The organism is Klebsiella sp. GN_Kp190 (genome assembly GCF_040061795.1).
Classification (GTDB): Bacteria; Pseudomonadota; Gammaproteobacteria; order Enterobacterales; family Enterobacteriaceae; genus Klebsiella; species Klebsiella michiganensis.
In genome coordinates this window covers 1-26,954 of the sequence record NZ_JBEAFN010000070.1, presented here as the reverse complement: position 1 = coordinate 26,954, position 26,954 = coordinate 1, and the positions used below count along the sequence as shown (strand labels likewise).

At 54.2% G+C, this 26,954-nt stretch carries 25 protein-coding genes and 1 pseudogene; 13 read left to right on the top strand and 13 right to left on the bottom strand.

The genetic code is table 11. The annotated features are described in order from the left end of the window. Positions 1 to 9: 9 nt before the first annotated feature. The gene (locus ABLU67_RS25600; protein ID WP_134897320.1) at positions 10 to 1,938 is read left to right on the top strand and encodes a hypothetical protein; all 1,929 of its coding nucleotides are present in this window, start codon (positions 10 to 12) and stop codon (positions 1,936 to 1,938) included. Between the two features lie 347 nt (positions 1,939 to 2,285). On the opposite strand, the gene tnpA is transcribed toward ABLU67_RS25600, so the two are convergent. Next, positions 2,286 to 2,723, bottom strand: coding sequence for an IS200/IS605 family transposase (tnpA, locus tag ABLU67_RS25595; RefSeq protein WP_064374696.1), 438 nt, complete (start codon positions 2,721 to 2,723; stop codon positions 2,286 to 2,288). A gap of 257 nt (positions 2,724 to 2,980) precedes the next feature. Here tnpA and ABLU67_RS25590 point away from each other — a divergent pair. Continuing rightward, positions 2,981 to 3,127, top strand: a pseudogene (locus tag ABLU67_RS25590) (integrase); the annotation flags it as partial. Positions 3,128 to 3,282: 155 nt separating this feature from the next. On the opposite strand, the gene dcp reads toward ABLU67_RS25590, so the two are convergent. Then, positions 3,283 to 5,325, bottom strand: coding sequence for a peptidyl-dipeptidase Dcp (gene dcp, locus ABLU67_RS25585; RefSeq protein ID WP_348852585.1), 2,043 nt, complete (start codon positions 5,323 to 5,325; stop codon positions 3,283 to 3,285). Between the two features lie 171 nt (positions 5,326 to 5,496). Between dcp and ydfG the strand changes: the two genes are divergently transcribed. Then, positions 5,497 to 6,246 carry a bifunctional NADP-dependent 3-hydroxy acid dehydrogenase/3-hydroxypropionate dehydrogenase YdfG gene (gene ydfG, locus ABLU67_RS25580; RefSeq protein WP_004851244.1) on the top strand — a complete coding sequence of 250 codons (750 nt, stop codon included), beginning with the start codon at positions 5,497 to 5,499 and terminating at the stop codon, positions 6,244 to 6,246. A 90-nt stretch (positions 6,247 to 6,336) separates the two neighbouring features. Further along, positions 6,337 to 7,023, top strand: a complete 687-nt coding sequence (locus ABLU67_RS25575) for a GntR family transcriptional regulator (RefSeq protein ID WP_004851246.1) — start codon at positions 6,337 to 6,339, stop codon at positions 7,021 to 7,023. Positions 7,024 to 7,066: 43 nt separating this feature from the next. Here ABLU67_RS25575 and ABLU67_RS25570 read toward each other — a convergent pair whose 3' ends face one another. The 6 genes from ABLU67_RS25570 to ABLU67_RS25545 all read right to left on the bottom strand — a co-directional run bounded on the left by ABLU67_RS25570 (position 7,067) and on the right by ABLU67_RS25545 (position 13,674). Beyond that, positions 7,067 to 7,498, bottom strand: a complete 432-nt coding sequence (locus ABLU67_RS25570) for a universal stress protein (protein ID WP_025105778.1) — start codon at positions 7,496 to 7,498, stop codon at positions 7,067 to 7,069. A 277-nt stretch (positions 7,499 to 7,775) separates the two neighbouring features. Then, positions 7,776 to 9,239, bottom strand: a complete 1,464-nt coding sequence (locus tag ABLU67_RS25565; RefSeq protein WP_004851251.1) for a mannitol dehydrogenase family protein — start codon at positions 9,237 to 9,239, stop codon at positions 7,776 to 7,778. A 234-nt stretch (positions 9,240 to 9,473) separates the two neighbouring features. Beyond that, positions 9,474 to 10,850 carry an MFS transporter gene (locus tag ABLU67_RS25560; RefSeq protein ID WP_029946863.1) on the bottom strand — a complete coding sequence of 459 codons (1,377 nt, stop codon included), beginning with the start codon at positions 10,848 to 10,850 and terminating at the stop codon, positions 9,474 to 9,476. A 43-nt stretch (positions 10,851 to 10,893) separates the two neighbouring features. Further along, positions 10,894 to 11,913: a Zn-dependent oxidoreductase gene (locus ABLU67_RS25555; protein ID WP_038424569.1), complete on the bottom strand. Its 1,020-nt coding sequence runs from the start codon at positions 11,911 to 11,913 to the stop codon at positions 10,894 to 10,896. Positions 11,914 to 11,927: 14 nt separating this feature from the next. Further along, positions 11,928 to 13,142, bottom strand: a complete 1,215-nt coding sequence (gene rspA, locus ABLU67_RS25550) for a starvation-sensing protein RspA (RefSeq protein WP_004851257.1) — start codon at positions 13,140 to 13,142, stop codon at positions 11,928 to 11,930. A 205-nt stretch (positions 13,143 to 13,347) separates the two neighbouring features. Next, positions 13,348 to 13,674, bottom strand: a complete 327-nt coding sequence (locus ABLU67_RS25545) for a YnfA family protein (protein WP_014229526.1) — start codon at positions 13,672 to 13,674, stop codon at positions 13,348 to 13,350. Positions 13,675 to 13,810: 136 nt separating this feature from the next. Here ABLU67_RS25545 and ABLU67_RS25540 point away from each other — a divergent pair, with 136 nt between their 5' ends. Together ABLU67_RS25540 and speG are read left to right on the top strand one after the other, a co-directional pair. Then, the gene (locus tag ABLU67_RS25540; protein ID WP_004851259.1) at positions 13,811 to 14,152 is read left to right on the top strand and encodes a DUF1283 family protein; all 342 of its coding nucleotides are present in this window, start codon (positions 13,811 to 13,813) and stop codon (positions 14,150 to 14,152) included. Positions 14,153 to 14,214: 62 nt separating this feature from the next. Then, entirely contained in the window at positions 14,215 to 14,775 is a 561-nt protein-coding gene (gene speG / locus ABLU67_RS25535) for a spermidine N1-acetyltransferase (RefSeq protein WP_004102449.1), read from the top strand. On the opposite strand, the gene ABLU67_RS25530 is transcribed toward speG, so the two are convergent. Then, entirely contained in the window at positions 14,769 to 15,479 is a 711-nt protein-coding gene (locus ABLU67_RS25530; protein ID WP_014229527.1) for a YnfC family lipoprotein, read from the bottom strand. The genes speG and ABLU67_RS25530 overlap by 7 nt on opposite strands. A gap of 102 nt (positions 15,480 to 15,581) precedes the next feature. On the opposite strand from ABLU67_RS25530, the gene ABLU67_RS25525 reads away from it, so the two are divergent. From ABLU67_RS25525 to clcB, 6 genes are all read left to right on the top strand, one after another. Continuing rightward, positions 15,582 to 15,833 (top strand): DUF1161 domain-containing protein, encoded by a 252-nt coding sequence (locus ABLU67_RS25525; RefSeq protein ID WP_064357336.1) that lies wholly within the window; start codon positions 15,582 to 15,584, stop codon positions 15,831 to 15,833. Between the two features lie 148 nt (positions 15,834 to 15,981). Next, a complete protein-coding gene (gene ynfE / locus ABLU67_RS25520) occupies positions 15,982 to 18,417 on the top strand; it encodes a selenate/tellurate reductase subunit YnfE (RefSeq protein ID WP_064357334.1) in 2,436 nt (811 codons plus the stop codon). Positions 18,418 to 18,427: 10 nt separating this feature from the next. Then, positions 18,428 to 19,045 carry a DMSO/selenate family reductase complex B subunit gene (locus ABLU67_RS25515; RefSeq protein WP_014229529.1) on the top strand — a complete coding sequence of 206 codons (618 nt, stop codon included), beginning with the start codon at positions 18,428 to 18,430 and terminating at the stop codon, positions 19,043 to 19,045. A 1-nt stretch (position 19,046) separates the two neighbouring features. Next, positions 19,047 to 19,904 (top strand): DmsC/YnfH family molybdoenzyme membrane anchor subunit, encoded by an 858-nt coding sequence (locus ABLU67_RS25510; RefSeq protein ID WP_064357332.1) that lies wholly within the window; start codon positions 19,047 to 19,049, stop codon positions 19,902 to 19,904. A 41-nt stretch (positions 19,905 to 19,945) separates the two neighbouring features. Further along, the gene (gene dmsD / locus ABLU67_RS25505; RefSeq protein ID WP_064357331.1) at positions 19,946 to 20,554 is read left to right on the top strand and encodes a Tat proofreading chaperone DmsD; all 609 of its coding nucleotides are present in this window, start codon (positions 19,946 to 19,948) and stop codon (positions 20,552 to 20,554) included. Positions 20,555 to 20,695: 141 nt separating this feature from the next. Continuing rightward, entirely contained in the window at positions 20,696 to 21,991 is a 1,296-nt protein-coding gene (clcB, locus tag ABLU67_RS25500; RefSeq protein ID WP_064357329.1) for a voltage-gated ClC-type chloride channel ClcB, read from the top strand. Here clcB and bioD read toward each other — a convergent pair. The 3 genes from bioD to ABLU67_RS25485 all read right to left on the bottom strand — a co-directional run bounded on the left by bioD (position 21,944) and on the right by ABLU67_RS25485 (position 25,014). Continuing rightward, a complete protein-coding gene (gene bioD, locus ABLU67_RS25495; RefSeq protein ID WP_004851267.1) occupies positions 21,944 to 22,639 on the bottom strand; it encodes a dethiobiotin synthase in 696 nt (231 codons plus the stop codon). The two genes, clcB and bioD, sit on opposite strands and share 48 nt — an antisense overlap. 127 nt (positions 22,640 to 22,766) lie before the next feature. After that, a complete protein-coding gene (gene mlc, locus ABLU67_RS25490) occupies positions 22,767 to 23,987 on the bottom strand; it encodes a sugar metabolism global transcriptional regulator Mlc (protein WP_014229533.1) in 1,221 nt (406 codons plus the stop codon). 133 nt (positions 23,988 to 24,120) lie between these two features. Then, positions 24,121 to 25,014 carry a LysR family transcriptional regulator gene (locus ABLU67_RS25485; RefSeq protein WP_025105786.1) on the bottom strand — a complete coding sequence of 298 codons (894 nt, stop codon included), beginning with the start codon at positions 25,012 to 25,014 and terminating at the stop codon, positions 24,121 to 24,123. Between the two features lie 118 nt (positions 25,015 to 25,132). Between ABLU67_RS25485 and ABLU67_RS25480 the strand changes: the two genes are divergently transcribed. After that, positions 25,133 to 26,383, top strand: coding sequence for an MFS transporter (locus tag ABLU67_RS25480; RefSeq protein ID WP_014229535.1), 1,251 nt, complete (start codon positions 25,133 to 25,135; stop codon positions 26,381 to 26,383). Between the two features lie 35 nt (positions 26,384 to 26,418). Here the strand turns inward: ABLU67_RS25480 and ABLU67_RS25475 are convergent, their stop codons facing one another. Next, the gene (locus ABLU67_RS25475; protein ID WP_004851273.1) at positions 26,419 to 26,511 is read right to left on the bottom strand and encodes a hypothetical protein; all 93 of its coding nucleotides are present in this window, start codon (positions 26,509 to 26,511) and stop codon (positions 26,419 to 26,421) included. Positions 26,512 to 26,954 lie beyond the last annotated feature (443 nt).

Here is a 26,954-nt window from a genome sequence, read left to right as displayed (position 1 = left end):
ATTTTCAAAATGAATAAAATCCCTGAAGATAATTTTTCATATGTAAAGATGAGTTCTGAATACGCCGATAACATTGAAGCATTACGTGATATAATACCTAATAATGGAACACAAGTTCAAGTTAAAGGAGCATTATCCGTTGGCGACGGAGGGGGAGGCTTATGGATATTTAACGCCAATAATTTATCATATGAGGTTTCAAAATACCCTCATCTTTTCATAGCCCCAAATGATGATAAAACTGGCAAATCAGGTGCGTGGCGGCTAGCTACTACAGATCGCATAAATGCCATCCAATATGGTGTAGGCTTAAAGCCCCTAGATACTTCAGTGGACATCTCTGACATTATCAAGCCAAAGGCACCAGAAGATCCAGCTGATGTAAATGAAATTAATGCATATAACTTGTCATTAGGTAGATATAATTCTGCCATTTTCACACGACAAGCAACAGAAGCAGCTGCTTTTAACAAATCCGTATTAGACGAACTAGTATATTTTGCGAACAGTAAATATTACATTCACCTCCCCCCAAAGCCTATATACATTTCACATTTAAAATATGAGGGAGTGGTACCTAAGTTCAAAGGAACTTTTGCGACAAACAGACAACAAGGCACTATGTTTGTTACTACTGATGCGCTAAGCACCGAACCTGTTATCAAAGTAACTTCCAAAATGGATCTTTCTGTAAACAGAGTTACAGGTTTGTTTATGGAGGATATATCCACTGTTTCTATGGACTTCTTTTCAGTTCCCAACTACAACACTTTCACAGATAATCGATCAAAACGAACATGTTATGATTTCAATTTCGCCGGAGCACAAATACATTTAAACAGACTTTACGCAGGTGGGTTTAAACAAGGATTTATCGCTAATGAACTCTGGGATGGATACATTGGAGAAATACGTATTCTTTATTGCTCCGACCCAATAGGTTCTGTACCAGCTGTTTTCTTTGGTTCAAAAAACAATGACAACACTAATAACCTTCAAATTGATCACTTACATGTTGAATTCTCCCCTTGGTCGCTTGAGTTAGGTTTTTGCGAACACGTTACATTTAATGTAGTGAAATGTGAGAGCTATCGTATTCTTGATGCAACTAATTACATTGTAAAAATAAATGCAGAAGCAACCAAGTTAAAAATAAATTCACTTCATGTCACCACGCAAAATGCAACTAAAACACATGCAATATATGATGCTGGACAGTTTACTGAAATTAATACATTGTGGTGTTCTGGTGGACAAAGTTTAGAATTCCCATACTCAGGCATTCATTGGTATTATGGTGTATCTTTAACTAATTCAAAAAAAGTTATAAGGAACGCTCATATGAATCAAATGTATGCGGCTGATGGCACTGATCCGTCTGATTACCCCATCATTTTAGCAAATTATCAACGTTTCGATGGAACTCTGCGTGTATCTGATACGTATAGTTCATCAAAGGGTACATTTGTTAACATAAACACAGGACTAATAGCAGTGGGTACACAGTGTGAAATATCAGACATACATTTAATAGTAGGCTCCGGAGTCAAATATGCTGGACCTATATTATTTTTTAAGGGGGATGGTTCTAATGTAGCACGGATAACACAGACTGCAGGCAATAAAATATTTAGGCTTGCCGGCGGAAGTAGCTTTAATAATCACATTGGTATCTTTGGTTCACAATTTCAAAATTCTGGCAATGAAATCATATATACTTATGGTAAGCGTATTGTTTTTATTACCTCACCAACCATGGTGTCCCAACTTTTTGGTATGGTTGGAGACTTAGTGACTATCATTTCTAAAGTCGAAGGAAGCTTTCTAGCATATAGTTCAGATAAAATCATCACTACCAATGGTTCCACCTTAGCAATGATAAAAGGAGTGCCTTATACATTTATTATGATTGCAAATGGAACGGCAGCACAAAAATGAAATTAACACTTCAAGGGGAAAGTATTTCACAACATTTAAAAGCGACTTAATGCAATTTCTCTCGACCAGGTAAATTTGTCAATTTAAGTTCCATTACGAGAAAATTTTCATATATTATCTTGATTGCTATCTCTAGTATCTGTGTTATCATCTGTGGGAAAATGTATTTGAGAACTGAAGTCCGAATCCAGTCTATTTGGGCCAGAATCAAGCACTACCAATAATGGCTCAATACCATCGAGCATTACAATTTATATTGGCGCAGCGTAAAAAACCACCTGCATAGCAGGTGGCATTGATTTCGCCCCATAGGGGCGCACTAAGTCCAGACTCAGAGAGCCTTCCCTTCACACTTCTTTCAGTGGAAGCTGGCTCTCTTCAACTTCATGTTTTTCCTGATACTTCACGTACTTTCTTATCATTTCTTCGTTTATACCTACGGTGTCGACACAATAACCTCTTGCCCAAAAATGATTCCCCCACAGCTTGTTCTTACGCAAGTAGGGAAATTTACTGAACAATCGAAGGGCTGTTTTACCCTTTAAGTGGCCTATTACATGGGAAATCGAAAGCCGTGGAGGCACTTTTACCAGCAAATGGACATGGTCTATCTGGACATTCAGCTCCACTACTTCTATCCCGAGCTGCTCACTTGAGATCCTTATCTGCTTATAGACCTCTTTACCAGCATTGTTCCTAAGGATGCGAAATCGGTACTTGGGTGTCCATACGATATGATATTGACAACACCAGAGCACATGAGATGCTTTCTGGAATCTACTCATGGTTAAATCCTTATCAGTTATGGGGATAACAGATTCGGATTTTCCCATGAGTAGCATTACTGGCAGAGCCAACTTATTGCTGACCACCTCCATAGGAGGTGGTGTTCATGCAGGGATAAAAAAGGCGGGTTAACATACCCGCCTTAAATCACTCTTTCATGTTCTACTCTGCCATTTCGACGGAACCGGGTGCATGTGTGAGCTGAAAGCTCTGCTCATGGTAGTGTTTATTCGCTTCAAAAAAGTCGCGCCGATACTCTACTCATGAGCAGCGCTCGCTGTCCGAACGTCTGTACGAGGCACAGGGAATCAACACCCAACAGCTGTTAGGGCACTCATCGGAAAAAATGACCGCGCAGTATCATAACGATCGAGGTCTCGACTGGGTGAAAGTGAAGGTGTAGCTACGTGAAAAATTGGGCCGTACCCCCATGCAAATTTAGCAAAATTTAAAGATTTATTTTGGGGAAAAGTTTTGCAGGGATTTTGGGGAAGAAAAAATTGGATAAAAACCGGGCGCTGCTGCGCCCGGTCTTCTTCTGCTCGTCAAAACGCTCGACTAACTCAGCCCGCGGTTTTCCAGCATCGGCTCAATCTGCGGATCGTGTCCGCGCCACTGGCGATAAAGTTCTGCTAAATCAGTACTATTGCCGCGAGACAAAATCGCTTCGCGGAAGCGCTGGCCGTTTTCACGAGTTAAACCACCCTGCTCAACGAACCACTGGTAGCCGTCGTCCGCCAGCATCTGCGTCCACAGATAAGCATAATAGCCCGCGGCGTAACCGCCGCCGAAAATATGCGAAAAGTAGCTGCTGCGATAGCGCGGCGGCACGGCGGCCAGATCCATATTCTCCGCACGCAGGGACGCGGCTTCAAACGCATCGACATCATCCGGGAGTTTATCCTCCCTCACGCTATGCCAGTGCATATCCAGCAGCGCCGCTGCGAGCAGTTCGCTCATGTCGTAGCCTTTATTAAACTTCGCCGCGCGGAACATGCTGTCGCGCAGCGCGGCCGGCATGATTTCCCCGGTTTGATGATGCCGCGCATAGTGGGCAAATACCTGCGGCTCGCTGGCCCAGTGTTCATAAATCTGTGAAGGAAACTCAACAAAATCGCGCGGCGTATTGGTTCCCGACAGGCTGGCATACTTCTGGCTGGCAAACAGGCCGTGCAGGGTATGCCCAAATTCGTGAAATAAGGTGATGACCTCATCCCAGGAAAGCAGCGCGCTATGTCCGGCCTTGGGTTTCTGGTAGTTACAGACGTTATAAATTACCGGATGCTGCGCACGCAGGGTGGATTGTTCAACAAATACGCCCATCCACGCCCCGCCGCTTTTGCTGTCCCGCGAGAAGTAGTCGCCGTAGAACAGCGCAATGCCCTCTCCGTTAGCGTCGATAATTTCCCATACCTGCACGTCCGGATGATAAACCGGAATATCGAATCGCTCGACAAAGCGAATACCGAACAGCTGTGTCGCCGTCCAGAACACGCCGTCGCGCAGGACGCGGTCGAGGGCAAAATAGGGCTTGAGCTGCGCTTCATCGATGGCAAATTTCGCCCTGCGCACCTGCTCGGCGTAATAGAGCCAGTCCCACGCCGCCGCGCGGAAATCACCGCCTTCATTATCAATAACTTGCTGAATATCCGCCAGCTCCTGCTCGGCCCGCGCCTTCGCCGCCGGAGCGATTCGCCGCATAAAGGCAAACGCCTCTGCCGGATCGCCCGCCATCTGATCGGCCATTGACCAGCTGGCGAAGTCATCAGCGCCCAGCAGCTGCGCTTTGCGCGCGCGGAGCTCCGCTAGCCGCAGTACCAGCTCGCGAGTGTCATTCGCATCGCCCTTCTGATTTCGCGTCCAGCCTGCTGCAAACAAATTCTCTCGCGTCTGCCGGTCCTGCAGCGAAAGCAGCGCGGGCTGCTGGGTCGTATTGAGTAAAGGCAGCAGCCAGCGACCACCTAATCCCTTCTCCTGCGCGGCTTCTGCCGCTGCGCTTATCTCATCGTCGCTAAGCCCTGCGAGCTGATGAGCGTAATCCACCACCAGACCACCAGATTTTACCGCCGCCAGCAGGCGCTGCTGAAACTGGCTTTGCAGCGCTGCCGCCTCGGTATTCAGCGCGCGAAGCGCCGCTTTTTGATCGTCCGCAAGCGTGGCTCCCGCAAGGGTAAAGCGTTGCCAGGTCACCTCCAGCAGACGTCGGGATTCGGCGTCAAGGGAGAGCGACTCTCGCCGCTCCCACACCTGCTTCACGCGTTGAAAAAGGGCATCGTTGAGCCAGATATCATTCGCCAGTTCCGCCAGCTCAGAGGAAAACTGCTCATCAAGCGCCTGAATGGCCGGATTGGTCTCCGCGCCCGCCATAGCGAAGAAGACGTTGGTTACCCGAGCCAGCAGCTGGCCGCTCTGTTCCAGGGCTTCCAGCGTGTTGGCAAAATCAGCCGGCTGCGGGTTATTCGCGATAGCGGCAATCTCTGCGCGCTGGCGACGAACGCCCTCGTCGAAGGCCGGACGGTAATGACTCACGTCAATCAAATCGAAACGCGGCGCCTGATAAGGCAGCAGACTGACGCTAAAAAAAGGATTGTTCTCCGACATCTTCATCTCCTGAACACGATTATTCTGTAAGATTAGGCAACTCATTGATTGACCGCAATGATTACTCTGTTCACCGCCGCGTTCGGCGGGGAGGTCTGGTGATTTCCATTACCCGTCGCCGGGATCGCGTGCTATGGTATGAAGACACAAAAATCGTTGAGGAACAGTAAGATGATTATCCTGGTTACCGGAGCAACAGCGGGTTTTGGTGAAAGCATAACTCGCCGTTTTATCGCTAACGGTCACAAAGTGATTGCCACCGGGCGTCGCGAAGAACGCCTGAAAACGCTTAAAGATGAGCTGGGCGAGAACCTTTATACCGCCCAGCTGGACGTGCGCAACCGTGCAGCCATTGAAGAGCTGATTGCCGGACTGCCGGCAGACTGGCAGGCGATTGATGTTCTCGTCAATAATGCCGGGCTGGCGCTGGGACTGGAGCCCGCGCATAAAGCCAACATTGAAGACTGGGAAGACATGATTGACACCAATAACAAAGGGCTGGTGTATATGACCCGCGCCGTTCTGCCGGGAATGGTTGAGCGTAATCGCGGCCACGTAATCAATATCGGTTCGGTCGCCGGCGCCTGGCCTTATGCTGGCGGTAACGTCTACGGCGCGACCAAAGCGTTTGTGCGTCAGTTCAGCCTCAATCTTCGTACCGATCTTCACGGTACCGCCCTTCGCGTGACCGATATTGAGCCCGGTCTGGTCGGTGGCACCGAATTCTCTAACGTGCGCTTTAAAGGTGATGACGCTAAAGCCGAGAAAGCTTACGAAAATACCCAGGCTCTGACTCCGGAAGACGTCACCGAAGCGGTCTGGTGGGTCGCAACCCTGCCAAAACACGTCAACATTAATACCCTGGAAATCATGCCGGTCAGCCAAAGTTTTGCCGGACTGAACGTGCACCGCCAGGGCTAAGCTCTGTAACCCGGCCCGCGGGCCGGGTCTGGGCTGGAAGACAAAAAACGCGTAAAATAGCGCAAATACCTCATATAAAAGTAATCATCCATGGCCGCAGAAGCACAACTGAATCCGACACAGCCCGTTAATCAGCAAATTTATCGTATCCTGCGTCGGGATATCGTCCATTGTCTGATCCCGCCAGGCACCCCTCTTTCGGAAAAAGAAGTCTCCGTGCGCTTTGACGTTTCCCGGCAACCTGTACGCGAAGCTTTTATCAAACTGGCTGAAAATGGCTTAATTCAGATCCGTCCGCAGCGCGGCAGCTATGTGAATAAAATCTCGCTCTCGCAGGTGCGTAACGGCTGTTTTGTCCGCCAGGCCATCGAATGCGCCGTGGTGCGACGCGCCGCCGGAATGGTGAATGATGAACAGCTCTACCAGCTTGAGCAAAATCTCAATCAGCAGCGTACGGCGGTGGAGCGGCAGCAGTTAACGGATTTTTTCCAGCTGGATGACGAATTTCACCAGAAGCTCTCGCAAATCGCCGACTGCCAGCTCGCCTGGGATACCGTCGAGAATATTAAAGCCACCATTGACCGGGTGCGCTATATGAGCCTCGATCATGTGACCCCACCCGATATGATGCTGCGTCAGCACTATGATATTTTCCAGCCGCTGGTCGCCCGCAATCCGGATGCGGTTGAAAAAGCCATGCGCCTGCATCTGCAAGAAATTAGCGAGTCCGTGCTGCTTGTTCGTCAGGAAAACAGCGACTGGTTCAGCGAGGAATAAAACGAGTTGCGGCAGAACAGGTTATCTGCCGCGAGAAATTGACTTACCTGACAACCAGAACCGGTATTTTAGCGTGACGTAAAATCGACTCAGCGTTTGAACCAAGAAGATGAGTGGATATACCCGGCTTGCGGGAACCAATAACGATAACGTCAAAATCCTCATTGCCGCTCACCGCCAGAATTTCATCGCGCACGTTGCCAAAGACCACTCTTGAATGAATCCGCTCGGCGGGAATGGAGAACAGACGGGATATCGTCTTCATCTTTTTCTCAGATTCCTCACGCATATAGGCCTCAAACTTACGTATATCGGCCGCAAAACCGCGTAAAATTGAGCTGCTGCTGTTCGGCAGAACGTTGAGCAGCGTAATCTCCCCTTCATCCGCTGATGCTAAAAACTCAGCATGGCGAACCGCTTTGTCACTTAAATCCATTTCAAAAACGTCTACGGGCAGCAAAATTTTTTTGTACATAGTCCGTTCTCCTTTTTTCTGAGGAAACTTAGTAAGTTAACTCATCATGCCATATTTACTTCACCAGGAGAATGAATAATCACCCAGATAAATATTTAATTCATTAAAATAAACATCAGTTATTTATACTTAACTGTTGTTAGATAAAGTTATGTATATTCAACGATCTGGATCAAAGATTGCGCCTGACGGGAAATATATTTCTGGCGGGAAAAGCGTTCAGGGATAAAGCATGAGGGCAATGCCGCCGGGACCGGCGGCACGCGGGTGAAATAAATTAGTTTGCCTGAGCCCAGGCCGCTACGGTCGCTTTTGCGCCGTGCTGCTGCAGGGATAAATAAGCGCGAACCACCGCGTTCACGAAACGGCTCTCCTGGGGCAGGCTGGCACCGAAAATAGCCTCAATACCCAGCAGCGCGCGCACGCGTTCTTCGCCGTCTGCGCTATTCTGTACGGTTTGCGCAATTACCGGCAGTAAAGGATCGGAGATTTCAATCGCCTGCCCCTGGTCATCCACCCCGCTGACATAGCGCATCCAGGCCGCGACGCCCATTGCCAACAGCGTAAAGTCGCCGCCATGCGCCAGGTGCCAGCGAATCGAATCCAGCATCCGCTGCGGTAGTTTCTGACTGCCGTCCATCGCTATCTGCCAGGTGCGGTGCTTCAGCGCCGGGTTGCTATAGCGCTCGATCAGCAGACCGGCATAGCGTGCCAGATCCACACCCTGTACGTTCAGCGTCGGCGCCTGCTCCTCCAGCATCAGCGCACGCGCGGCGCGACGGTAGTTTTCGTCCTGCATACAGTCATTAATATGCTGGTATCCCGCCAGATAGCCCAGCCAGGCAAGAAACGAGTGGCTGCCGTTCAGCATGCGCAGCTTCATCTCTTCAAAGGGCAGCACGTCCGACACCAGCTCAGCGCCGGCTTTTTCCCACTGCGGACGACCGGCGACAAAGTTGTCTTCAATGACCCACTGACGAAACGGTTCGCAGGCGACGCCGGCCGGGTCGCGAACGCCGGTGAGCTGTTCAATTTTCTCCAGCGTTTCGGCCGTCACCGCCGGTACGATGCGGTCAACCATGGTAGAAGGGAAAGTGACACTGCGCGCAATCCACTCGGCTAATTCGGCATCGACGGCGCGGGCATAGGCGCAGACGACATTACGCATGACGTGACCGTTTTCCGGCATATTGTCGCAGGACATCACGCTGAAAGCCGGCAGACCTGCCGCCTTGCGGCGTGCCAGCGCTTCTACCACCACGCCCGGCGCGGATTTCGGTTGATGAGGGTTTTGCAAATCGGCAACAATCAACGGGTGATCTAACTGCAGTTCACCGCTGGCCGGCGAGTGGCAGTAGCCTTTTTCGGTAATGGTCAATGACACAATAGCGACCTGAGGCTCGCACATTTTTGCCAGCACGCTTTCCAGACCATCGACCTGGGCATGCATCGCCTCTTTGACCACGCCAACAATGCGGGCGGTCCAGGCATCCGCCGACATTTCGGCGACGGTGTAAAGTAAATCCTGCTGTTGCAGATCGGCGATTTGCTGCTCGCCACCGATCAGGTTCACTTCTGTATAGCCCCAGTCGCTGCCGTGTTCTGTCGCCAGAATATCGGCATATACCGCCTGGTGAGCGCGATGAAATGCGCCAAAGCCCAAATGAACGATGCGCGGAATAAGACGGTTGCGATCGTAAGCTGGCAGCGTGGCGTTCGCTGTTAATAGCATATGTTCCATGGTGGCTCTCATACTTATGATTTCTGGATCCCCACGGTAAGTGGGAACCGGCTGGTGAAATAAACCATCTCATGCAATTGGTATGATATCTTTGACTTTTATCAACTACCATACAAGAAGACGGGCGAGTTATACTTTCGGTATTTCTGAGTATAAAAGAGTGAAAATGCCGGGCTAATGGCCCGGCATAATGTTATTTACGGCGATCATCATTCGGTGCGGAGTTTGTGTTTTTTAAATATATTGCCCGTTACCCACCGCTTTATTCTGCGGCGCGCAGTCTGCGGCGTCATTCAGCAAGCTCAGATCGCGGTCGCGCACTTCAGGCATCAGAATGGCGGAAATTAAGCCAATGATGGAGTAGCACACCAGCATCACAACAATGGGCATCCAGGAACCGGTCATATTGCAGAAAATACCGGCCAGCACCGGGCCAAAGCCTACGGCGACTAATCCCCCCGCCTCTTTTGAAATTGCCATGCGGGTAAAGCGATTACGTGAACCGAACATTTCCGCCATGGTGATGTTTTCCAGCGCAAACAGACCCAATACCGCGATATTATGAATGACGATCAGTGACGCCATGATGGTGCTCGCGCTATAGCTCTTATCCACAATAATCGACAGCATGGGGTACGCCAGAATAATGGCTGAAATATTAATGATAATATAGGGTAAGCGACGCCCCACTTTATCTGACAGCCACCCAAGAAATGGGATGGTAATAAAGCCGATAACAGAGCTAATCATTAACGCATCGGTAGGGATAGCTTTATCAAACAGTAATGTTTGTACCAGATAGCCCGCGAGGAAAGTTTGCAACAATCCTGAATTTCCCGCCTGTCCGAAGCGCAGACCCGTCGCCAGCCAGAAGGACTTACTTTTCAGCATGGCGCTAAAGGTACCTTCCTGGGTTGCTATCTCTTTCTGCAGGACGCTGTCTTCGCTCACTTTCTCAAAAACCGGGCTCTCTTTCAGATTGAGACGCAGCCAGATGGCAAAGATCATCACCACTACGCTTGCCAGGAACGGCACTCGCCATCCCCACGCGACGAGCTGTTCACGGTCCAGCACGAAGAACATCACCGCCCAGATAGCCGTGGCGCTTAACGTGCCGCAGTTGGTGCCCATAGCCACCAGCGAAGAAATAATTCCACGCTTACCTTTCGGCGCATATTCCGCCAGCATGGTACCCGCACCTGATATTTCAGCCCCGGCGCCCAACCCCTGAATAATACGTAAAGTCACAAGCAACACCGGCGCTAAAATACCGACCTGGGCATAGGTTGGCAGCACGCCAATAAGCGTGGTACAGATCCCCATCATGGTGATGGTAATAAACAGAACCTTCTTGCGCCCGATACTGTCGCCCATTTTACCAAAAATAAAGGCGCCGACGATCCGCGCAATATAGCCCGCACCGTAGGTTCCCATTGCCAGAATCAGCGCCATGGCGGCGGATTGCTCCGGGAAAAAAATCTCATGGAATACCAGCGCTGCGCCAAGGGAATAGAGTTGGAAATCCATAAACTCCAGTGCCGTGCCTAACCAACCAGATACGGCTGCACGAATGAGATCGGAAGTGGTTCTCTCATTTTTTACGGTAGTCATAATGATTATCTCTAATTGTAGAATACAGAGTCCGCACCTGTTGTTATTGGCTGAAGGTTAATAAAACCTTACAGCAACGTTTCCTGTCATTTTCAAAAAGCTCCAGTGCATCGATAACATGTTGATAAGCAAATTGATGAGTAATCAGCTCCTCCGGGTTAATTAAGCCTTGTTCCAGCCACTTTATGACCACCGGGAATTTATTGGCGTTAAGACGCGACGAGAAAATAGAGAGCTCTTTGCCAGTAATACCCTGCTGTGCAACCTGCGAAGGCTCCGTCGAGAATCCCATCAAAACAATTCTCGCCGCCGGAGAAGCCAGGGTGACCGCCTCTTGTAGAATCGAGGGATGACAGGCCGCATCGATAATCAGCGTCGGTAGTACCCCCTCCGCCTTCAGCGTATCCGTCAGAGGCACGACGCTGTTATTAATCACCCAATCCGCGCCGTTACGCTGGGCCATCTCCAGGCGTTCATCAATGCGATCGACCACGATAACCTGCTTAACGCGATACACCCGCTTCAGCACCTGAATGGTCGTCAGGCCCATTGGCCCGGCGCCGTAGACCAGCGCGATATCCTGATCGGTTGGCGAAACGTGCCCGGTAACGTTGGCCGCGATAGTGAAAGGCTCAATCATCACCGCATGTCTGTCCGTCACGTTGTCCGGAACCTGCCAGGCATTTTTCGCCGGCACCACCGCGTACTCGCTAAAGCCGCCATCCCGATGCACGCCGAGCACCACCAAAGAGGTGCAAACGTTTGGTTTGCCCACCGAGCAAGGATAGCAATGGCCGCAGCTGATGACCGGATCAACGCTGACCCGCTGGCCGATGGCTTTGTCGGTAACCCCTTCTCCGATGGCGTCGATAACGCCAAAAAATTCATGGCCAATAACGCGCGGGTATTTGGCAAACGGATTGTGGCCGCGATAAATATGGCTATCGGAACCGCATATCCCCGCCAGCTTAATTTTTACCCGCACTTCGCCCGCGGCAGGCTGCGGGATAGGACGATCTTCAATCACCAGTTCGTTGGGCTGGCGAATCACGATACTTTTCATTTTGACTTCCTTCTTTACCAGTTCCACAACGTGCCGTCTTCCAGACGCGCTACAGGCAAATAGGCCGGTTCATAGGGGTATTTCGCGGCCAGTTTTTCATCGAACTCAATTCCCAGCCCCGGTTTTTCACCCGGATGCATATAGCCGTTATCAAACGTCCAGCTGTGCGGGAAGACTTCCAGCATCTGTTCGGAATATCCCATATATTCCTGGACGCCAAAATTCGGCACCCACAGGTCGAAGTGCAGCGCGGCCGCCATGCAGACCGGAGAAAGATCGGACGGCCCGTGTGAACCGGTGCGTACCTGATAAAGCGAGGCAAAATCGGCGATCCGACGCATCCCCGTAATCCCGCCTGCGTGGGTAATGGTGGTGCGGATATAGTCAATCAGCTGCTCTTCGATCAGCTGTTTACAATCCCAGATGCTGTTGAAGACTTCTCCGACGGCAATCGGCGTGACGGTATGCTGGCGAATTAAACGGAAACACGCCTGATTCTCCGCCGGGGTCGGATCCTCCATCCAGAACAGGCGGTAATCTTCAATACTTTTGCCAAAACGCGCCGCTTCAATCGGCGTCAGGCGATGATGCATGTCGTGCAGCAGATGCTCGTTAAAGCCAAATTTTTCGCGTACCGCAGCAAACAGCTGTGGCGTAAAATCGAGATACTTCTCGGTAGACCACAGCTGCTCTTCCGGCCACTGGCCTTTGGTTGCCGGCTCGTAGGCCTGTCCTTTACCTTTCGCCATCCCGTAGGTGGTTTTCATCCCCGGCACGCCGCACTGCACGCGAATCGCTTTAAACCCCATCTCTTTGTGGCGCGCGTAGTCATCCAGCACTTCATCGATGGAGTGACCCGTAGTGTGGCAGTAGACCATCACTCCTTCGCGCGAAGCCCCGCCCAGCAGCTGGTATAGCGGCATGCCTGCGGCTTTCGCCTTGATATCCCAGAGCGCCATATCGATAGCGGAAATCGCCGACATCGTGACCGGACCACGACGCCAGTAGGCGCCCTTGTAGAAAAACTGCCAGATATCTTCGATGCGATGCGCGTCGCGGCCAATCAGCTGCGGACAGAGATGATCCCGCAGATAGGACGCAACGGACAGTTCGCGACCGTTTAGCGTCGCGTCACCTAACCCGACGATCCCGTCATCAGTGGTGACTTTAAGGGTGACGAAGTTGCGCCCCGGACAGGTGACGAAAACTTCAGCGGCAACGATCTTCATTTCTCATTCCTTACTTCTGTGCGGTTAGTGGGTAAAAGTAAACCATCAGACCTACTACCATACAAGTATAATGATCGAAAAAGACGCGGCAGATCACAGTATCCCATCGGGGATAAAAGCGGCGTGAACAGAGAAAGCGAGCGAGAAGGCAGGAAGAGATGGGCCGGGACAGCATCACCTGGCCCGGATCACTCAGTAAAAGAGGCTATGCGCGTCCCCAGCCGGCCACAATAATCAGCATGCCGCACAGCGCAACCAGCGCGCCGGCCCAATCATAGTGGCTGAGTCTGACACCATCGATAAAGCGCAGCCACAGCAGCGCAGTACACACGTACACCCCACCGTAAGCGGCATAAACCCGTCCGCTGGCCTCGGGGTGCAGCGTCAGAAGCCAGACAAAAAGCGCCAGCGCCAGGGCCGTCGGCATCAGCAGCCAGGGCGTCGCCCCGCGTTTTAACCAGAGCCAGGGTAAATAGCAGCCAATGATTTCGCACAGGGCGGTAGCAAAGAAAAGCAGCGTGGTTTTTAACATGCAAAGCGTCGTAAGTTGAACAAGCGTTAACGCATTCTACGCAATAATGGCCGTCGTTTACTCTGTTTTGTCGGGTATGCCGTCGAAAGGAGATGTAGTAAACTCAATCCAAGGGAATCGCTTAAAGGAAATCGTGATGAACACAACACTGAACAAACGCTGGTGCCTGACTGCCCTACTGGCGCTGAGCGCGGTGGTCTTTACCGCATCGTCATTCGCCAAAACGGACAAGCTGGTCATCGAATCCGGCGACAGCGCCCAGAGCCGCCAGCAGGCCGCCATGGAAAAAGAGCAGTGGAATGACACCCGCACTTTACGCCAGAAGGTCAACAAGCGCGCCGAAAAAGAGTGGGATAAAGCCGACGTGGCTTTTGACGCCCAGGACAACTGCCAGAAGAGCGCGAACGTCAACGCGTACTGGGAGCCTAACACCCTGCGCTGCCTTGACCGCCGCACCGGTCGCACCATTACCCCGTAATGAATGGCGCCCGCACGGGCGCCACAATCACCAAAACTTCGCTATAACACACAGGTACTCCCATGACTGACGCTTATCACGTCAAACTCCGCCCGCTTGAGCGCGAAGATCTTCGCTTTGTCCACCAGCTCGACAACAACGCCAGCGTTATGCGCTACTGGTTTGAAGAGCCCTATGAAGCCTTTGTTGAGCTTTCCGACCTGTACGACAAACACATTCACGATCAGAGCGAACGCCGCTTTGTCATTGAATGCGACGGCGAAAAGGCCGGACTGGTTGAGCTGGTTGAAATCAACCACGTGCACCGCCGCGCCGAGTTTCAGATCATTATCTCTCCCGATTATCAGGGAAAAGGTCTGGCCACCCGCGCCGCTAAGCTCGCGATGGACTACGGCTTTATGGTGCTCAACCTGTATAAGCTCTACCTCATCGTCGATAAAGAAAATGAAAAAGCGATCCACATCTACCGCAAGCTCGGATTTATGGTGGAAGGCGAGCTGATTCATGAATTCTTTATTAACGGCGAATACCGCAATACCATCCGCATGTGCCTGTTCCAGCACCAGTATCTGGCCGAGCATAAACCGCAGGGCCAGACGCTGCTGAAACCGACGGCTCAGTAATAGTCAATAGTGCTTTTGATGGTGTAGTGGCGGGTTAACGCAGGCTGCACGCTGTCGTCGACAACCTTAAGCTCGCAGCTTACCGGGTTGTCGTGACTGTCGTAATCGCAGGTCTGGCTTACGTTGCCCAGCGCGCGGTCATTGAAGGTGCTCACTGCGGTGTAGTCCATTTTTTTGCGCGGATCGGATGACGGCGTTGAGGCCACCGTAAATTGTTCACCTTTGGCTATGGTGGTTTTGCCCAGCGGATAGCCTTCTCTATCGTAGCGGTACGTCGCTGTACTCTCCTTGCCGCGAGCGGTGACGACAAACCCGTTATCATCGGTTTCCCAGGAGACCCCCGCCGAGGGCATTTCCGCCAGCTGACATTTGCCTTGTAAACGCAGGCGCTTTTCGTGGCTTTGCGCATCCAGGTAGTAGTTAGCGTCCAGCACCAACGCCGCGCCGGTTTTATTCTCCCGATCCTCAAATGCCAGCAGGTCAAAGCACCCTTCGCTGGATAAACGCCCTTTAACCCACTTCACCACCTGATCGTGTTCGTCATACAGCGTCTGGCTAAACGCTTTCACCGGCCCGCGCAGCGGATCGAACTCAAATTCGTTAGAAAAGCTGGCCATTTCCGGGGTGAAGGCCTGCGGCGCGCCCTTTTCATCGCAGGCGCTAAGCGCCCCGACAGCCAGTAACAGCAACAACCGTTTTTTCACGCGCGATTCCTTTTGTGCATAGTACAATCATATTAGCAAATACAATTGTTTACACCACTTCTGCTATGCTTAAGTCTGGATAACGTTAATAAGGAGTTTATGATGAAACTATCACCCTGGCTATGTGCGGCTCTGCTGCTGGGTTCGACGACTGCTTTCGCGGCGCCGGATTCCTGCGAGCGGGTAAAAAGCGATATTCAGCAGAAAATCATCAACAACGGCGTCCCGGAATCGGGCTTCAGCCTGACGATAGTCCCGAACGACCAGCCCGATCAGCCCGGCGCACAGGTTGTCGGCCACTGCGCCAACGACACCTTTAAAATCATCTATACCCGCGACAGCGGTGCGCAGTAACCTCGCCAAATGTCTGGAGAAGTCTTATCCCTCGGTTGACCAGGGATAAGATCTCTCTACTCCATTTTAAGTATCATTCCTCACTCTCCACGCCGACCTTACGAAGGCGTTGGCATTACGCCATTATAACAAAATCATGGAGTGAGCAATGTCTAACCAGGAACATACCGACGGCCTTACCCGTCGAACGCTAATCAAATCAACTGCCCTTGGCTCGCTGGCTCTCGCCGCCGGCGGTTTATCGCTGCCTTTCAGCCTGAGTCACGCCGCTGCCGCGGTGCAAGACGCCGCTCACGGCGAGGAGCGTATCGTCTGGGGCGCCTGTTCGGTCAACTGCGGCAGCCGCTGCGCCCTGCGTTCACACGTGCGTGACGATGAAGTCGTCTGGGTCGAAACCGACAATACCGGCGCGGATATTTATGGCGATCACCAGGTGCGCGCCTGCCTGCGCGGCCGATCCATCCGCCGCCGCATTAATCATCCCGACCGCCTTAACTATCCCATGAAGCGCGTCGGCAAACGCGGCGAAGGCAAGTTTGTCCGCATTAGCTGGGAGGAGGCGCTGGATACGATCGCCGACAATCTCAAACGCATCGTCAAAGAGTATGGCAACGAAGCGGTTTATATTAACTACTCCTCCGGGATTGTCGGCGGCAATATGACGCGATCGTCGCCCACCGCCTCACCGGTTATGCGCCTGATGAACTGCTACGGCGGTTCGTTAAACCAGTACGGGACCTACAGTACCGCGCAAATTGCCTGCGCCATGCCCTACACCTACGGCAGCAATGACGGCAACAGCACCTCCGATATCGAAAACAGCAAGCTGGTGGTGATGTTCGGCAATAACCCGGCGGAAACCCGCATGAGCGGCGGCGGTATCACTTATTATTTAGAACAGGCGCGCGAGCGCTCCAGTGCGCGGATGATCGTTATCGACCCGCGCTACACGGACACCGCCGCCGGGCGGGAGGATGAGTGGATCCCGATTCGCCCCGGCACCGACGCAGCGCTGGTGGCAGGTATCGCCTGGGTGCTGATTAATGAAAATCTGGTCGATCAGGCGTTCCTCGATACGTACTGCGTCGGCTACGATGAAAAAACGCTGCCAGCAGATGCCCCGAAGAACGGGCATTACAAAGCGTATATTCTTGGACAGGGCGATGACGGCGTGGCGAAAACGCCGCAATGGGCCTCGCGGATCACCGGCATTCCCGTCGACCGCATCATCAAGCTGGCCCGGGAAATCGGCAGCACCAGGCCGGCTTACATTTGCCAGGGATGGGGACCACAGCGCCAGGCTAACGGCGAGCTGACCTCCCGGGCGATCGCCATGCTGCCTATTTTGACCGGCAACGTCGGCATTAACGGCGGCAACAGCGGCGCCCGCGAATCCACCTATACCATCACCATTGAACGCCTGCCGGTACTGACCAACCCGGTCAAAACCGCCATCTCCTGCTTTAGCTGGACCGACGCCATCGACCGCGGCCCGGAGATGACCGCCACCCGCGACGGCGTTCGTGGGAAAGAGAAGCTGGACGTGCCGATTAAATTCATCTGGAACTACGCCGGCAATACCATCATTAACCAGCACTCCGATATCAATAAGACCCACGAGATCCTGCAGGACGAAAGCAAGTGCGAGACGATCGTGGTTATCGAAAACTTTATGACCTCCTCGGCCAAATACGCCGATATCCTGCTGCCGGATCTGATGACCGTCGAGCAGGAAGACATTATTCCCAACGACTACGCCGGCAATATGGGCTATCTCATCTTTATTCAGCCGGTCACCTCCGCTAAATTCGAGCGCAAACCTATCTACTGGATCCTCAGCGAAGTGGCAAAACGGCTTGGCGAGGATGTCCACCAGAAGTTTACCGAAGGCCGTACCCAGGAGCAGTGGCTGCAGCATTTGTACGCGAAGATGCTGGCGAAAGACCCGGCGCTCCCGAGCTACGATGAACTGAAAAAGATGGGAATTTACAAACGTAAAGACCCCAACGGTCACTTTGTGGCCTACCGCGACTTCCGCAAAGACCCGGTCGCCAATCCGCTAAAAACCCCGTCGGGTAAAATCGAGATCTACTCCAGCCGTCTGGCGGATATCGCCGCCAAATGGCAGCTGGAAAAAGACGAAACCATCAGTCCATTACCGGTATATGCTTCTACTTTCGAAGGCTGGGACGATCCTCTGCGCGAGAAATTCCCGCTGCAAATGTTCGGCTTCCACTATAAAGCGCGTACCCACTCCAGCTACGGCAACGTGGATGTCCTGCAGGCGGCCTGTCGTCAGGAGGTGTGGCTAAATCCGCTGGACGCCGAAAAGCGCGGGATTAAGAACGGCGATATGGTGCGCGTATTCAACGCCCGCGGCGAGCTGCGCATTCCGGCTAAGGTGACCCCGCGCATCATGCCCGGCGTGTCGGCGATGGGCCAGGGCGCCTGGCATGACGCCAACATGAATGGCGACCGTATCGATCGCGGATCCTGTATTAATACGCTGACGACGCACCGCCCTTCGCCGCTGGCTAAAGGCAATCCGCAGCACACCAATTTGGTCGAAATCGAGAAGGTTTAAGGAGTAAACCATGAGCGCTCAGTATGGATTTTTTATCGATTCCGCCCGCTGCACCGGCTGTAAAACCTGCGAGCTGGCCTGCAAGGATTATAAAAACCTCACGCCTGACGTGAGCTTTCGCCGTATCTACGAATATGCGGGCGGCGACTGGCAGGAGGACAACGGCGTGTGGCAGCAAAACGTCTTCGCCTATTACCTGTCCATCGCCTGTAACCACTGCGAAGACCCGGCCTGCACGAAAGTGTGCCCCAGCGGCGCCATGCACAAGCGCGATGACGGCTTTGTGGTGGTGAACGAAGCGGTGTGCATCGGCTGTCGTTACTGCCACATGGCCTGCCCGTACGGCGCGCCGCAGTACAACGCGGCAAAGGGCCATATGACCAAATGCGACGGCTGCTATGACCGGGTCGCCGAGGGTAAGAAGCCGATTTGCGTCGAGTCCTGCCCGCTGCGGGCGCTCGACTTTGGCCCCATCGAAGAACTGCGCGAAAAGCACGGTCAGCTTGCCGCCGTCGCCCCGCTGCCGTCCGCGCACTTCACCAGGCCGAGTATCGCGATCAAACCGAACGCCAACGCGCGTCCGTGCGGCGATACCACCGGCTATCTGGCCAATCCGAAGGAGGTGTAAAATGGGAAATGGATGGCATGAATGGCCGCTGGTGCTGTTTACGGTGCTGGGGCAAAGCGTTGCAGGGGCGATAATCGTCAGCGGGCTCGGCTGGCTTTCGCTGAATAATAACTCTGAAGCCCGGCAGCGCCTGGTGCGCTGCATGTTTTTTATCTGGCTGGTCATGGGGATTGGCTTTCTGGCGTCGATTATCCACCTCGGCTCGCCGCTGCGGGCATTTAACTCTCTTACCCGGGTCGGCGCATCGGCGTTAAGTAATGAAATCGCCAGCGGCGCGCTGTTTTTCGCCGTCGGAGGAGTCTGGTGGCTGCTGACGTTTCTCGGCAAAATGCCGGCAATCCTGGCCAAGGCCTGGCTTCTGCTCACCATGCTGCTCGGCTGCCTGTTCGTCCTGGAGATGACCCTGGTCTATCAAATTAATACCGTGCCGACCTGGTATAATGCCTACACCACCGCCGCCTTCTTCCTGACGATGGTGCTGTGCGGGCCGCTTTTCGCCGCCCTGCTGCTGCGGGTAGCCAACGTGCCTTTTAACGGCACGGTCTTCGCGTCGATGAGCGTCCTCGCGCTGCTGGCAAGCCTGGCCGTGGTCATTTTGCAGAACAGCGAACTGGCGGAGATCCGTAGTTCCGTGCAGCAGGCCAGCGCCCTGCTGCCAAACTACGGCTGGCTACAAATCCTGCGTTTAGCATTTTTGGCGCTGGGCCTTGGCTGCTGGATCTGCCCGCTGGCAAGAAAGAAAAACCCGCGCGTCGCCAGCCTGCTGCTCGGACTGATACTGGTATTACTCGGCGAGTTTATCGGTCGCGGCCTGTTTTATGGCCTACATATGACCGTCGGTACGGCGATTGCCGGTTAATGAATGGGGTGCCGCGGCACCCTCTGCAGTAAGGAATAGATATGATGCAATCGCAAGACCGCGATGCCGTCGCACTCACCGCCCGTACGCTGGGGGCGTTGTTCTCTTATGCTCCGGGCAGCGAGCAGGCTGCTCCGCTGGTTGCCGCCCTGCGCGACGGCAGCTGGCAAAGCCAGTGGCCCTGGCCGGTCGCGAACGGCCTGGCGGAGCAGTTCGCTATCGAAGACGATGAACCGCTGGCGGACGCCTGGCAGCGGCTGTTCATCGGCCCGTGGGCGCTGCCTGCGCCGCCGTGGGGCTCCGTCTGGCTGGATAAAGAAAGCGTGCTGTTTGGCGACTCTACGCTGGCGCTGCGCGAGTGGATGCGGGCTAACGGCATCGGTTTGTCTGAGCAACGCGCTGAACCGGAAGACCACTTCGGTACGCTGATGCTGCTGGCGGCCTGGCTTTGTGAATCCGGTCAGGATGAGGCATTTAACCAGCTTCTGGCCTGGCATCTTCTTCCGTGGTCGGGCCGCTTTCTGAGCGTGTTTATTGCCGGGGCGGGAAACCCTTTTTATCAGGCTCTTGGTCAGCTGGCGCAAGAAACGCTGACGCGATGGCGGGCGCGGCTGCCCTGCGCGGTCGCGGATAAGCCGCTCTACCGCTAATGCCCTGACGTTATGCCCGCCCGCCGGGCATAACGCACTTCGTGACAACGTCACCTTTAGTCTCTTTCGCACTTATCGCTTTTGCGTCTATGCTTATTCCCGGTAAAAATAAGCCCCATTCCCCGTTAACCGAATTCGCTGATGCATCGTCTTCACGCTTATCCTGATGTTCAGGTTATGTTTCGCCGCATGGTTATCGCCATGCTGGTCGGCGTCCTCGCCGCGCTCGCGGTTGCCCTGTTTCGCCATGCGATGACCGGTCTGGAAAGCCTGTTTCTGAGCAATGACAGCGGAAGCCTGGTGAACGCCGCCGAGTCGTTGCCACCATGGCGTCGGTTGCTGACGCCCGCGCTTGGCGGCCTTGCGGCTGGCGCCCTGCTCTGGCTCTGGCAGCGCCGCACCCTTGCGCGGCCCCGTGCGCCAACCGACTATATGGAAGCGCTCGAGACCGGCGACGGTGTGTTTGATACGCCAGCCAGCCTGGTAAAATCGCTGGCCTCTCTGCTGGTGGTGACGACCGGCAGCGCCATCGGTCGCGAGGGGGCGATGATCCTGCTGGCGGCGCTGGCCGCGTCGCTGTTCGCCCGCCGCTTTACGCCAAAAGAAGAGTGGAAGCTATGGGTAGCCTGCGGCGCCGCCGCCGGGATGGCCAGCGCTTACCACGCTCCGCTGGCCGGGAGCCTGTTTATCGCCGAGATCTTATTCGGCACTCTGATGCTGGCGTCGCTTGGCCCGGTGGTGATTGCCGCGGTGGTGGCCCTGCTGCTGACCAATCTGCTGAACGGCGATTCGGCTCCGCTGTATCACGTTGAATTCCACGAAACCCTGAGCGCGACGCACTATGCGCTGATGCTGGCGACGGCTCTGCTGGCCGGGCTTTGCGGGCCGCTGTTTATCTGGCTGATGAGCTATAGCCACCGGTGCTTTGTCCGGCTTCGCCTGTCACCCCCGTGGCAGCTGGCGCTGGGCGGCCTTATCGTCGGTCTGCTGTCGCTGCTCGCGCCGGCCGTCTGGGGAAATGGCTATAGCGTTGTGCAAAGCTATCTTCTTTCGCCGCCGCTCTTCAGCGCCATGATTGTGGTGTTTGTCTGCAAGCTGCTCGCCGTGCTGGCCAGCAGCGGTTCCGGCGCGCCGGGCGGCGTTTTTACCCCAACGCTGTTTGTTGGGCTGGGGATCGGCATGCTGTTCGCCAGCCTGACCGGGCTGTGGCTACCTGATTACCAGGCTATCGCGATAGTGGTTGGCTTAACCGGCATGGCGGCGTTTCTGGCAGCCACCACCCACGCGCCGATTATGTCCACGCTGATGATTTGTGAAATGACCGGACAATACGTTTTACTGCCCGGTTTACTGATTGCCAGCGTACTGGCGTCGGTGCTGTCGCGGACGTTACGCCGGGATTCTATCTACCGCCATCACCTCGCCGAGTATCGATAAGTCGATATACTGGCTCAGTTCACGCTGCTCCGCGCGCGGTAAGTAAGGCAGTTCACCGATCAGCGGCGCCGGCAGCTTTTTGCTCAGCACCTCGATGATTTCAGCATAATGCGCCAGGCCTGGGTTAATCCGGTTGGCCACCCAGCCGATCAGCGGCAGGCCGTCGTTGGCAATCGCCTGCGCGGTCAGCAGAGCATGATTGATACAGCCTTCCTGAATGCCGACGACCATTAACACCGGCAGCTGTTCCTGCACCACCCATTCCGAAAGCGGACGCAGGTCGTTCATCAGGCTGCGCCAGCCGCCGGTACCTTCAACCACCACATGTTCAACCTGGCCGCTGAGGCGCTGGAGACCATCCGACAGCAGTCCGTAGTTGATCGGGCAACTGTGCGCCACGCTGCTTTCATCTTCGCTTAACGCGATGGGATTGACAGCTTCATACGGTAACACCAGCGATGACACGCTCTGTAAGACCAGCGCATCTTTGTTCCGCAGTCCGTCCGGCGTCTCTTTACTGCCCTTCGCCACAGGCTTGTACCCGGCGACGCTTTTGCCGCTGGCAGCCAGTGCCTGCAACAGCGCACGGGAAACCACCGTCTTGCCGACAGCGGTGTCAGTACCTGTTATGAAGAAACGCTTAAACATCACTAACCCCACAGTTATGTTGATGAAATATACGGGAGAGAAATAATCAACTGTGGAAAAAGTCTACGCGATGCTGCCGGAAGCCAGCTTGAGATAGCGCAATTTTTGGTGTGAATATGAAAAAATGTTAACCCTGTAACAGTCGTATCAGCAGCGATCCGTTATAGAGGGCATCCTTTACCAGGGCCGCGCCAGCCATCGTTCCCCGGTTAGAAAACTGGGTGCTTTCCACGGCAATATGTCGGCTGTAGGCTGGTAACGATTGTTGTCGAATACAATCAGATATTGCCGGAAACAGAATATCCGCGGCGAGATTGAAGGGAGAGCCGATAAGGATTTTCTGCGGGTTAAAGAGGTTAACCATAATCGCCAGAATCCGTCCAACGTGGTTCCCGACGCCGCTGATAATGTCCCGCGCCAGTAAATCCCCCTGCAGCGCGGCCTGACATAGCCATTCAACGCTCAGCGGCTGCTGATGCAACATTGAGCTCATCGACTTCGCCATGCGGATCTGCGCCAGTTCCAGCACGCTCTCCACGCTGGCAATGGTTTCCAGACAGCCATGGTTACCGCAATAGCAGCGTTTACCATACGGATCGACCTGGGTGTGGCCGATTTCGACCAGACTGCTGCTGCCCGCGTGCAGCAGACGACCGTCGGTGATCACGCCCGCGCCAACGTTATGGTCGATCACCACCTGAATCACATCTCGCGCTCCCCGGGAGGCGCCAAACAGCGATTCGGCCATGGTCCAGGCGCTGATATCGTGCTGAATGTAAACCGATACGCCGGTATGATTGGCTAAGATTTCGCCCAGCGGCATGTCCTTAACGTCTTCATAAAACGGCATCCGGTGGATGATACCGTGCTCGGTATCGATGATCCCCGGCATGGTGACGGCGATGGCGGTTAAACGCTCCAGCTTCTTTTGGTGACGAATAAAGAACTGGTCAACCTGATCGAGCAGCCGGCTCGCGAAGGGCTGAACGTGCTGTAACGCCAGTTCCAGCTGCTCTTCCACCACCAGCGCGCTGCTTAAATCCCGTAGCGCGAGGTGGATCTCGCCGCGGCTGATGCGGATAGAGAGGTAGTGCCAGGCTTCGGTTTCCACCATCAAGCCAACGGCAGGCCTTCCCCGGCTCCCTGGCTCCTGGATTTCCGTCTCCTGGACCAGATGCGCTTCCAGCATTTCGCGGACGATTTTGGTGATGCTGGCAGGGGCCAGCTGCGCGAAGCGCGAGAGGTCGATGCGCGACACCGGGCCAAGCTGATCAATCAGGCGATAAACCGCGCCCGCGTTGGTCTGCTTAATTTGATCGATATGGCCTGGCTGACTGTCCGCTACCACCGTTGACTCCCTTTATTTTCGCGCTTCGAAATAAACTGATGGCTATGGTGAAGCACTTCAACGGTACTCGTCAAATTTTTGCTTAGCCTTGTGATTTACCGCACATTTTTAGCCGTTATTTGTCCTAAATGTCTCATGTGGCGCTGGCAAGCAGCGATTCACGAAAACGCCGGGCCGCTTGCCCCTGTTCGTGATGCTTCGACCACACCAGCCACATTTCCGACACCGCGTCCTGCTCTTCGATCGGCAGCCAGCACATTTCCAACAGCTGGACCCGCCTGAAGGACGCCGGTAAAATCGACACGCCAAGCCCGGCGGCCACCAGGCCGATAATCGTCATTGCCTCCCCCACCTCCTGGGTGATGGCTGGCGTCAGGTCGTAGCGGCGCATCAAGCCCAGAATGTCGTCATACAGCCCGGTACCCACATGGGGATCGAAAAACACGAACGGCTCCCGCGCCAGTTCCCGCAGGCTTACGCGCGGCTTGCTGGCCAGCGGATGATCGCGGGGCACCATCGCCAGCAGCGGTTCGCGCAGCACTCTTTCCCAGACCAGGGTATCCGGCAGCTGGGTATTACGCATCAGTCCCAGATCCAGCGCGCCCTCGTTCAGCGGCACAATCTGCTCGCGCGTGTTGGTTTCCCGCGTCTGAATATGTACATCGGGATAGCGGCGGCGAAAGGTCGACAGCGTGTCGGAAACCGCCTTGATAAAGGGGGCCGATGAGGTAAATCCAATGCGCAGCTCGCCGGTTTCGCCGTGGTGAAGCCGAGCCGCGCGCGCGGCAGCATCATCGACCTGCGAGAGGATCTGCCGGCTATCGGCGAGAAACTGCCTTCCGGCTTCGGTCAGGCTGACGCTGCGATTAGTACGAGCAAACAGACGCGCGCCAATTTGCTGTTCAAGGATTTGAATCTGCTGGCTAAGCGGCGGCTGAGAGATATTTAACCGCGCCGCCGCATGGCCAAAATGGAGCTCTTCCGCCACGGCAATAAAATAGCGCAGATGGCGCAGTTCAATATTCATATTTAAAACGTCTTATTTGAGATTATTAATATATTAGACAGAATATTTACATTTTCATACCCTGAATAAGTGGCCATTGCGGTCACTTAACTCTCTGTATATCAGCAAGGATTTTTCCGTGAGTCGTACAACTACCGTTGACACCGCCCCGGCAAACGACGTCAGCGACATCATCGCTCCTCAGCCAAACCAGTTTATCAAACGCGGTACTCCGCAATTTATTCGCGTCACTCTCGCCCTCTTTTCTGCCGGACTGGCGACGTTCGCGCTGCTTTATTGCGTCCAGCCGATCCTCCCGGTGCTCTCCAGTGAATTCGGCGTCTCACCGGCCAGCAGCAGTATCTCGCTGTCGATTTCCACGGCGATGCTGGCGGTCGGCCTGCTGTTTACCGGTCCGCTGTCCGACGCCATTGGCCGCAAACAGGTGATGGTTACCGCGCTGGTGCTAGCCTCCTGCTGCTCACTGCTGTCGACGATGATGTCCAGCTGGCATGGGATCCTGATGATGCGCGCCCTGATCGGCCTGTCGCTGAGCGGCGTGGCGGCGGTCGGCATGACCTATCTGAGCGAAGAGATTCACCCCAGCGTGGTGGCGTTCTCAATGGGTCTTTATATCAGCGGAAACTCCATTGGCGGCATGAGCGGCCGTCTGCTGACGGGGGTATTTACCGATTTCTTCGGCTGGCGGATAGCGCTGGCGGTCATTAGCGGCTTCGCGCTGGCGGCCGCGCTGATGTTCTGGCGCATCCTGCCGGAATCGCGCCACTTCCGTCCAACCTCGCTGCGGCCAAAATCGCTGCTGATCAACTTCCGCCTGCACTGGCGCGATCGCGGGCTGCCGCTGCTGTTTCTTGAGGGTTTCTTGTTAATGGGGTCATTCGTGACGCTGTTTAACTATATCGGCTACCGCCTGATGCTTTCGCCGTGGTCCCTCAGCCAGGCGGTCGTTGGCCTGCTATCGGTGGCCTATTTGACCGGTACCTGGAGTTCGCCGAAAGCCGGAGCCATGACAGTTCGCTACGGCCGCGGCCCGGTGCTGCTGTTCTCGACTGCGGTGATGCTCGGTGGCCTGCTGCTGACCCTGTTCTCGTCGCTGTGGCTGATTTTTATCGGTATGCTGCTGTTTTCCGCGGGTTTCTTCGCGGCCCACTCGGTGGCCAGCAGCTGGATTGGCCCGCGCGCGCGTCGTGCCCGCGGCCAGGCGTCATCGCTCTATTTATTCAGCTACTATCTGGGTTCCAGCATGGCGGGGACGTTAGGCGGCGTATTCTGGCATAACTACGGCTGGAACGGCGTAGGTGGGTTTATCGCGCTGATGCTGCTGGCGGCGCTGCTCACCGGCGCGTGTTTACACAAGCGACTGAAATAAGGCAGATTAACGTGGCCTGAAACGGGCCACGCTCTTCACCACATCCCCAGTACCGACGACATTCCCAACAGTTCTCTAACGGCATCGACGGAAAGCAGTGCTATAAACAGCCAGGTAAACGGATTCATAATCCACCTCGCATCGGCGGCCTGTGCCTGCATTAAGTTTAGCTGTAGTTCAGAGAAAGCGTCTGCTACTTTACGCACATCTGGATTATTTCGAGCCAAACATAAAATACGCAATCGATTAATCACTACATTATGCTGATGAACCGTTCGGGCAATCACACACCAGCCTGCACCACCTTACTCCACCAGGGTAACTCGTCTACCCTGAAACGGTGGCCAGCTGGTTCACTCCAGCGCCGCCTGAAGTCCGTTTCCAGAGAGCCCTGTTGGCCAGAAATGGCGCTGGCTTTCCGCCAGTATCGGCTTCCCCTCCAGCTCCTGTGAAATGTCTATTGTCAGGGTTTGTGGTTTGCCTTGCCCGGGCGGACATCAGGATATCAACAGAGATCATTATTCACTCCCTTCCACAACGTCAGATTCATATTCATCCGTGCGGCCTGGCG